The sequence below is a fragment of the Kineococcus gypseus genome (assembly GCF_050871305.1).
In the GTDB taxonomy this organism is placed as follows: Bacteria; Actinomycetota; Actinomycetes; order Actinomycetales; family Kineococcaceae; genus Kineococcus; species Kineococcus gypseus.
Genome location: NZ_JBJLRD010000052.1, coordinates 22,687 through 30,714 on the forward strand (window position 1 = coordinate 22,687; position 8,028 = coordinate 30,714).

Sequence of the window (8,028 nt, forward strand, 5' to 3'; positions counted from 1 at the left end):
CGCCCGACCCGAGGACCGGAGAGACGCCGTGACGACCACCGACCCCGCCGCGCCCGCCGTGCTGACCGGCGTGGGCGTCGGCACCTCCGCCGCCGTGGGCACCGTCGTGCTCGTCGCCCCGCCGGCGCGCCCCCCGGCCGACGAGCCGCCCGCCGCCGACCCCGCCGCCGCCGCGGACGCCGTGCGCACGGCCTTCGCCGCCGTGGCCGCCACGCTGCGCGAGCGCGCCGCGGTGGCCGGCGGCACCACCGCCGAGGTGCTGACGGCCACCGCCCTGATGGCCGAGGACCCCGGCCTGCTCGCCGACGTGGAGCGGCGCCTGGGCGCTGCCACCGGCCCGGCGAGCGCGGTCGACGCGGCGGTGGAGGGCTTCTGCGAGGTCCTGGCCGCCGGCGGGCCGTACCTGGCCGAGCGGGTCACCGACCTGCGCGACGTGCGCGACCGCGTCCTGGCGCACCTGCTGGGCCTGCCGCAGCCCGGGGTGCCGGCGCTGCACGGGCCCTCCGTCGTCGTCGCCGCCGACCTCGCCCCCGCCGACACCGCCACGCTGGACCCCGCGCTCGTGGCCGGCATCGTCACCGAGCTGGGCGGGCCGACCAGCCACACCGCGATCATCGCCGCGCAGCTGGACGTGCCGTGCGTGGTGCGCGTGGCCGGGGCGACGTCGCTGCGGGCGGGCGGGCGCGTGGCGCTGGACGCCCGCGCCGGCACCGTCACCCCCGACCCCCCCGCCGAGCTCGTCGAGGCCGTCGAGGCCCGCCGCGCCGCGCGCGCCGCCCTGGCCGCCGCCGCGGGCGGCCCCGGGCGCACCGCCGACGGCGTGCAGGTGCAGCTGCTGGCCAACGTCGGCACCGTGGAGGACGCCGAGCGGGCCGCGGCCGCCACCGGCGCCGCCGCCGTGGAGGGCGTGGGCCTCTTCCGCACCGAGGTGCTCTTCCTGGACCGCGCCGCCGAGCCGGGCGAGGCGGAGCAGGCCGACGCCTACGCGCGCGTGCTGGCCGCCTTCGCCGGGCGCAAGGTCGTCGTGCGCACCCTGGACGCCGGCGCCGACAAGCCGCTGGCGTTCGTGCCGGTGGAGCCGGAGGAGAACCCCGCCCTGGGCGTGCGGGGCCTGCGCACCGCCCGGCGCCACCCGCAGCTGCTGGCCACCCAGCTGCGCGCCCTGGCCGCCGCCGCCGAGCGCACCGGCACCGACCCGTGGGTGATGGCGCCGATGGTCGCCACCGCCGCCGAGGCCGCCGGCTTCGCCGAGCGGGCGCGCGCGGCGGGCCTGCGCACCGCGGGGGCGATGGTGGAGGTGCCGGCCGCGGCGCTGCGCGCGCCGGCGCTGCTGGCCGCCGGGCTGGACTTCGTCAGCGTCGGCACCAACGACCTGACCCAGTACGCCATGGCCGCCGACCGCCTGGCCGGGGAGCTGGCCGACCTGCTGGACCCGTGGCAGCCGGCGGTGCTGCAGCTGGTGGGCCTGACCGGCGCGGCCGGTGCCGCCGCCGGCCGGCCCGTGGGCGTGTGCGGCGAGGCCGCCCGCGACCCGCTGCTGGCCCTGGTGCTCGTCGGCCTGGGCGTCACCAGCCTGTCGATGGCGCCCGCCGCCGTGCCCGCGGTGCGCTTCGCGCTGGCGCGCACCACCGCGGCGACGTGCCGGGCGATGGCCTCCGCGGCGCTGGCCGCCGAGGACCCGGCCGCGGCCCGCGCCGCGGCCGCGGCCCTGGCCGACCCCGCGGTGCGCGCCCTGTAGCTCGCTGTAACGTGCCCGCCGGGCCGGTGCGGACCGGCCCGGGAGGGGGAGCGGTGGCCCGCGACGAGGGTGCGGTGGTGCGCACGACGGCCGGCGCGGTGCGCAGCGGCCCGCCCCGGCGGGGGGTGCGCTCGTTCCGCGGCATCCCCTACGCCGCGCCCCCGGTGGGCGAGCACCGCCTGCGCGCTCCCGCGCCGGTGGTGCCCTGGTGCGGGGTGCGCGAGGCCGACCGCCCCTCGCCCGTGGCCCCGCAGGACCCGCGCTCGGGCTACGGCTGGGCCCACGACGCCGGCGACGACCACCTCACGCTGGACGTGCACGTCCCCGCGGACGACGCGGGCGGTGCCGGCGGTGCGGGCGGTGCGGGCCGCCCGGTGCTGGTGTGGCTGCACGGCGGCGGCTGGATCAGCGGCTCGGGCTCGGCGCCGGCGTACTTCCCCGCCGCGTGGGTCGCGCGCGGCCTCGTGGTGGTCAGCCCGAACTACCGGCTGGGCTTCGAGGGGTTCGGCTCGGTGGAGGGCTGCCCGGAGAACCGCGGCCTGCTCGACCAGCTGGCCGCGCTGCGCTGGGTGGCGCAGAACGTCGAGGCCTTCGGCGGCGACCCGCGCCGGGTGACGGTCGCGGGGGAGTCCGCCGGGGCCGCCTCGGTGGCCGCCCTGCTGTGCGCGCCCGCCGCGCGCGGGCTGTTCTCGCGCGCGGTGACCGCCAGCATCACCGCCGAGATGGTCACCGTGGAGCACGCCCGGCGCACCGCGCAGCGGGTGGCCGCCGCGGCGCGCGTGCCCGCCACGCGGGCCGGGCTGGCGGGCCTGCCGCCGGTGCGCCTGCTGGCGGCCTCCGAGACGGTGGCGCGGGACCTGCTCGACGCGGCCGCCACCAGCGGCGACCCGCGCGACGCGGTGCCCCTGCTGTACCACCCCGTCGTCGACGGCGAGCTGGTCACCGGCCCGTTCACCACCGGCCCCGGCGCCGGGGGCGACCCCGCGGTGCCGCTGCTGGTGAACCACCAGGCCGACGAGTGGACCCTGTTCTCGCGCAGCGGTTTCGCCCCGCTGGCGCGCACCCGCGGCGACGTGGAGGCGTTCGCCGCCGCCGTGGGCCTGGGGCCGGGGGCGGTGCAGCGCTACCGCGAGCTGATGCCCGGTGCCGGTCCCGGCGCCGTGGGCGACGCGCTGCTGGGCGACGCGCTGTTCGTGCAGCCCACCCGGCGCTTCGCGCGCGCCCACGCCGCGCGCGGCGGCACCGCGTTCCTGTCGCGGTTCACCTGGCGCAGCCCCGCCCTGGGCGGGCGCTTCGGCGCCACGCACGCCCTGGACCTGCCGTTCTGGTTCGGCAACCCCGTCGCGATGGAGCAGTTCCTGCACGCCGTGCCCGTGCTGCCCCTGGCGCGGCGCGTGCCGCTGCTGGGCCCGCGCGTGCCGGGGGTGTGGCCCACGCCCGCCTCGGCCGCGCTGTCGCGGCGCATGGTCGACGCGCTCACCGCGTTCGCGCACGGCGGGGACCCCGGCTGGCCGGCGGTGGGCCCGGACGGCGCCCCGGTGCGGGTGTGGGGCTCCACCGACTCCCTGGACACCGCGCCGGACCCGCGCGACGAGCTGTGGGACGCGGTCGAGCCCCGCCCGCGCGGGGCGGCGCCGGCCGCGCCCGGGCGCACCGGCGGCGCCCCCGCCTGAGGGCGGGGGCGCCGGCCGGGGAGGGGTGGCCGGCGCGCGCGGGGCGCTCCTCAGGCGGGTGCGTCGCCGTGGTCGGGGACCGGCAGGCGCTCGCCGCCGCGGCGCATCGACTCGTGCGCCGCGATGCCCGGCAGGGTGAAGCGCGCGGCGACCCACGCGTTGACCGGCGCGGGCTCGCCCGTCGTCACCGCGCGCACGAAGTCGTCGGCGAGGAACTGGTGGCTGCCCTCGTGGCCGTTGGGCGCCCCGGTGAAGCTCTCGGGCAGGCGGCTGCGGTCGTGCACCGGGGCGGTGCCGGAGACGAACGCCGCGCGCAGCGCCGGGGAGACGCCGGCCAGCGAGGGGTCGTCGGCGGGCACGCTGGGCCGCGTCTCGAGCAGCTCCGTCACGTCGGTGAACCCGTCCCTGTCCTGCCACAGGCTCTGGTTCACGGTCTGCTCGAAGCTGGCGCCCGTGCCGAAGAAGCGGAACCGCGACTCCTTCAGGTGCGAGGGGTAGCCGACCCGGCGGAACTCGTTGGTGCGCATCGACCCGCCGCCGGCGAGCTCGAAGAGCGCCGTGGCGTTGGAGACGTCGTTGTCGAACATGCTCACCGCGCGGTCGAAGACGCCGTCGCCGCGGGTGTCGCGGGTGCCGGTGCAGCTGACGCTCGTGGCGTGCGTGGGCAGCGCGCCGAGCACCCCGCCGACCGCGTGGGTGGGGTAGAGCATCGGCGGGAAGCTGGCGGTCGCCGCCCACCCCTCGCCGCCGGAGTAGCGGTAGGCGTCGTAGAAACCCAGGTCCATGTCGTGCACGTAGTCGCCCTCGGCGTAGAAGACGTGCCCGAGCTCGGCCAGGCGCCGGCGGACGTAGACGGTGGCCGGGTTGTAGTAGCTGGTCTCGCCCATCACGTACGTCAGCCCGGTGCGGCGCACCCGCTCGACGATCGCGGCGACCTCCTCGGCCGTGATGGCCATCGGCACCGCGGAGTACACGTGCTTGCCCGCGTCCAGCGCCGCCGCCACCAGCGGCCCGTGCGTCCAGCGCTGCGTGAACACCGCCACGGCGTCGACGTCGGAGGCGAGCACGTCCTCGACCGAGGGGAAGGTGCCGGCCAGGCCCAGGGAGTCGGCCAGCGCCCTGGAGCGCTCGGGCAGCAGGTCGGTGACGTGGACGTCGCCCACGCCGGGGTGCCGGGCGAACAGCGTGGCGAAGGAACCGGCGAACTGCCCTGCGCCGACGATGGCGAGGCTGAAGGTCACGGGTGGGGCCTCTCGGTGGGGTGCTGGGACGGCCGGTGCGCGCCGCGCGTCGTCGCGGGCGCCGGGCCGGGGTGCCGACGCTAGGCGCAAGCGCGCGGGCCGACAAGGCCGCGGCGCCTCACGCCGGCGAGGGCCCGTGCAGGGGGTCCCAGCGATCCTCGGCCCGGTCGGGTTCGAGGAACACCTTCACCACCGGGCCGCCCGCACCGGCGGGCCGTGCCGGCAGCCGCACGACGAGCTCTGCCGGCTCGCGCCTCCACTCGACCGGCCCGTCGACCCCCAGGACCCCCACCTCGCGCACCTCCTGCTCGAGCAGGGCGCTGTCGGCGCCGAACGCGCGCACGCGGGCGGTGCCGCCGTCGGGCTCGGCGAGCAGGATCGCGTAGACGTAGTCGCCGACGGCGTCCCGGCGCCGGGTGAAGCGCACGTCGGCGCCGGTGTACCCCGCGGCGGTGCCGTCGGCGAACGACCCCGCGGCGGCCCTGGTGGGACCCTCCCCGTGCACGCGCCACGGCCGCGTGCCGTAGACCGCCTCGCCGTTGCGCGTCAGCCAGTCGCCGAGCTGCTCCAGCAGCGCGCGCTCGGGCGCGGCGATGGTTCCCTCGGGCGTGGGGCCGACGTTCAGCAGCAGGACGCCGTTCTTGGCCACGACGTCGGCGAGCTCGGCGACCAGGTCGTCCGCGCTCTTGTGGTCGTGCGAGTCCACCCAGCACCAGGACGACCTCGACACCGAGGTGTCGTTCTGCCACAGGGTCGCGGAGGTGCCCCTCAGGGTTCCCCGCTCGACGTCGTGGACCGCCGACCCGGCCGGGAACGCCCCCCACTTGGCGTTGATCACCACCTCCCGGCCCCACTCGGCGGCCCGGTTGTAGAAGTACGCGGCGAACCTGCGCAGGTAGGGCTCGAACGCGGGCTGCTCGATCCACCAGTCGAACCAGAAGACCTGCGGGCGGTAGCGGTCGACGACCTCCACGCAGCGCAGCAGCCAGTCCTCCAGGAAGCGCTCGCTGGGCGCGGTCTCGTCGCGCTGGGCGGGGCCGTAGAGGTCCTGCCAGCGCGGATCGCGGACGTCGGAGTCGAAGCGCGTGCCGGGGTTCATGAAGAACCAGTGCTCGGCGCGGTGCGAGGAGGCCCCGCGCACCATCCAGGCGTCGTCCACCGCGCGCAGCAGGTCGCCGAAGACGTCCCGTCCCGGCCCCATGCGCGCCGCGCTCCAGCGCGACCTGGCCGTGTCGTACAGGGCGAAGCCGTCGTGGTGCTCGGCCACGGGGACGACGAACTGCGCACCCGCCCGGCGGAAGAGCGCGGCCCACTCGACCGGGTCGAAGGAGCCCATCGTGAAGGAGGGGATGAAGTCCTTGTAGCCGAACTCCGACTGGGGCCCGTGGGTCCGCCCGTGGTGCTCGAACTCCGGCCGGCCCGCCTGGTACATGGTGCGCGGGTACCACTCGTTGCGGAAGGCGGGGACCGAGTACACCCCCCAGTGCACGAAGATCCCGAACTTCGCGTCCTCGTACCAGCGCGGGGGCGAGTACCGGCTCAGCGAGCTCCACTCGTCGGTGTACGGCCCGCGCTCGACGACGGCGCGCACGGCGGCCAGGGCGGCCGTGTTGTCGGACACGTCGACGGGCGGGGGCAGGCGCGAGGCGTCCAGCTTCGGCAGGGGCTCGCTCACGGCGGGGGCCTCCGGTCGTGCGGGCGGCGCGTCGACTCGCGCTCGACCACGGTGAAGGGCACGGTCACCTCCTGCGCCGGCGCGGCCGGGTCGGCGATGCGCCGGGTGAGCAGCCGCACCGCCTCGCCCACCAGGACGTCGAGGTCGGGGGCGACGGAGGACAGCGAGGGGACGAGGTAGCGCGCGTCCTCGACGTCGTCGAAGCCGACGACCAGGACGTCCTCGGGCACGCGCACCGCGTGGTCGGCCAGCCCGCGCAGGACGCCGAACGCCAGGGTGTCGGTGACGCAGAAGACCCCGTCCGGCCGCTCGGGCAGCTCCAGCAGCCGCCGGGCGCAGCGCACGCCGGCCTCCTGGGTGACCCCCTCGTGCACCGACGCGGCGCTCAGGCCGGCGGCGGCGGCCACGTCGTGGAAGCCGTCGGCGCGGGGGAGGAAGGCGGCGGCCTCGGGCAGCGTCGCGCCGTCGGGGCCCTGCGGCGCCCCCACGATCGCCAGCCGTCGGCACCCGCGCTCCACGAGCAGCCGGGTGGCCGCCGCGGCGCTCTCGGCGTTGGGCATGCCGACGCGGTCGACCGTGCGGTGCAGCTCCTGCTCCCCGAGCACCACGACCGGCACCTCCCGGCTGAGCGCGTCGATCTCGCGCTCGCTCAGCCCGAGGGAGGCGATGACCAGCCCGTCGTAGGCGTTGAGCCGGGAGTCGCGGAACGCGGCCAGCTCGCCCTCCCTGCTCGCGCGGGTCTCCTCCACCACGCTGGCCAGGCCCGCCCGGGCGAAGGCGCGCACGAGCCGGTGGCTGAGGCGCGCGTAGTAGTGGCTGTCCAGGATGGGGACCGCGATGCCGACGACGCCGGTGCGCCGCTGGCGCAGGCTGCGCGCGGCCACGTTGACCTGGTAGCCCATGCGCTCGACGGTCTCCATCACCAGCCGGCGGGTCTGCTCGCTGACGGGGCGCTTGCCGTTGAGCGCGTTGGACACGGTCATGGGGGAGACGCCGGCCTCGGCGGCCACGTCGCGCATCGTCACCACAGCGGGGTCCTCCTCACCTCCCGGGCGTCCCGTCGGACGTCCGGGCCCGCGGCCGAGCGGCCGCTGCTCACCGGAACGAAACTACCGGTGAACGGCCGTCACCGGGAGCCTTGACACGGTGCGGTGCGCTGCTCACTATATCGATATGCGCCGGGCCGACCGGGGCCGCCGACGGTGGCGGCCGGGAGCGGTCGGGGCCGGTGCGACGACTTCGGGCGACCGCTGCGCTCGACCTGGTGAGCTGCGGCGGCGCGACCTCCCCGACCCTGTGAGGACAGCGTGCTCACCGACGACGAACGAGCCGACGCGGCCACCGCCCCGGCCACCGCCCTGACCACCGCGGCACCCGCTCCGCGCCTGCCCCTGGAGGAACCGGCCACCGCGCGGGCGGCCGGCCCGGTGCGGCAGGTGCAGGCGGTCCTGGACGTGGACCTGCCGGGGGCGCGGATCAGCCGGCACCTGTACGGGCACTTCGCCGAGCACCTGGGCCGGTGCATCTACGGCGGGTTCTGGGTGGGGCAGGACTCCGAGATCGCCAACGTGGGTGGGATCCGCTCGGACGTGGTCGCGGCGCTGCGGGCGCTTCAGATCCCGAACCTGCGCTGGCCGGGGGGCTGCTTCGCGGACACCTACCACTGGCGGGACGGCATCGGCCCGCGCGAGCAGCGGCCCA

General features: G+C 77.6%; 5 protein-coding genes and 1 pseudogene. 3 read left to right on the plus strand and 3 right to left on the minus strand.

The window, feature by feature from the left end; translation table 11 throughout:
• Window positions 1-28: 28 nt before the first annotated feature.
• Complete coding sequence (gene ptsP / locus ACRYMN_RS17150; RefSeq protein ID WP_432497658.1) at window positions 29-1,738, plus strand: phosphoenolpyruvate--protein phosphotransferase; 1,710 nt, start codon at window positions 29-31, stop codon at window positions 1,736-1,738.
• A 53-nt stretch (window positions 1,739-1,791) separates the two neighbouring features.
• Complete coding sequence (locus tag ACRYMN_RS17155) at window positions 1,792-3,411, plus strand: carboxylesterase family protein (protein ID WP_432497660.1); 1,620 nt, start codon at window positions 1,792-1,794, stop codon at window positions 3,409-3,411.
• Window positions 3,412-3,461: 50 nt separating this feature from the next.
• Here the strand turns inward: ACRYMN_RS17155 and ACRYMN_RS17160 are convergent, their stop codons facing one another.
• The 3 genes from ACRYMN_RS17160 to ACRYMN_RS17170 form a co-directional block, all read right to left on the minus strand.
• The gene (locus tag ACRYMN_RS17160; protein ID WP_432497663.1) at window positions 3,462-4,652 is read right to left on the minus strand and encodes a Gfo/Idh/MocA family protein; all 1,191 of its coding nucleotides are present in this window, start codon (window positions 4,650-4,652) and stop codon (window positions 3,462-3,464) included.
• A 118-nt stretch (window positions 4,653-4,770) separates the two neighbouring features.
• Window positions 4,771-6,327 (minus strand): alpha-L-fucosidase, encoded by a 1,557-nt coding sequence (locus ACRYMN_RS17165; protein ID WP_432497665.1) that lies wholly within the window; start codon window positions 6,325-6,327, stop codon window positions 4,771-4,773.
• Complete coding sequence (locus tag ACRYMN_RS17170; protein ID WP_432497675.1) at window positions 6,324-7,346, minus strand: LacI family DNA-binding transcriptional regulator; 1,023 nt, start codon at window positions 7,344-7,346, stop codon at window positions 6,324-6,326. The genes ACRYMN_RS17165 and ACRYMN_RS17170 overlap by 4 nt, the downstream gene beginning before the upstream one ends.
• Window positions 7,347-7,718: 372 nt before the next feature.
• On the opposite strand from ACRYMN_RS17170, the pseudogene ACRYMN_RS17175 reads away from it, so the two are divergent.
• Window positions 7,719-8,028, plus strand: a pseudogene (locus tag ACRYMN_RS17175) (alpha-N-arabinofuranosidase); the annotation flags it as partial.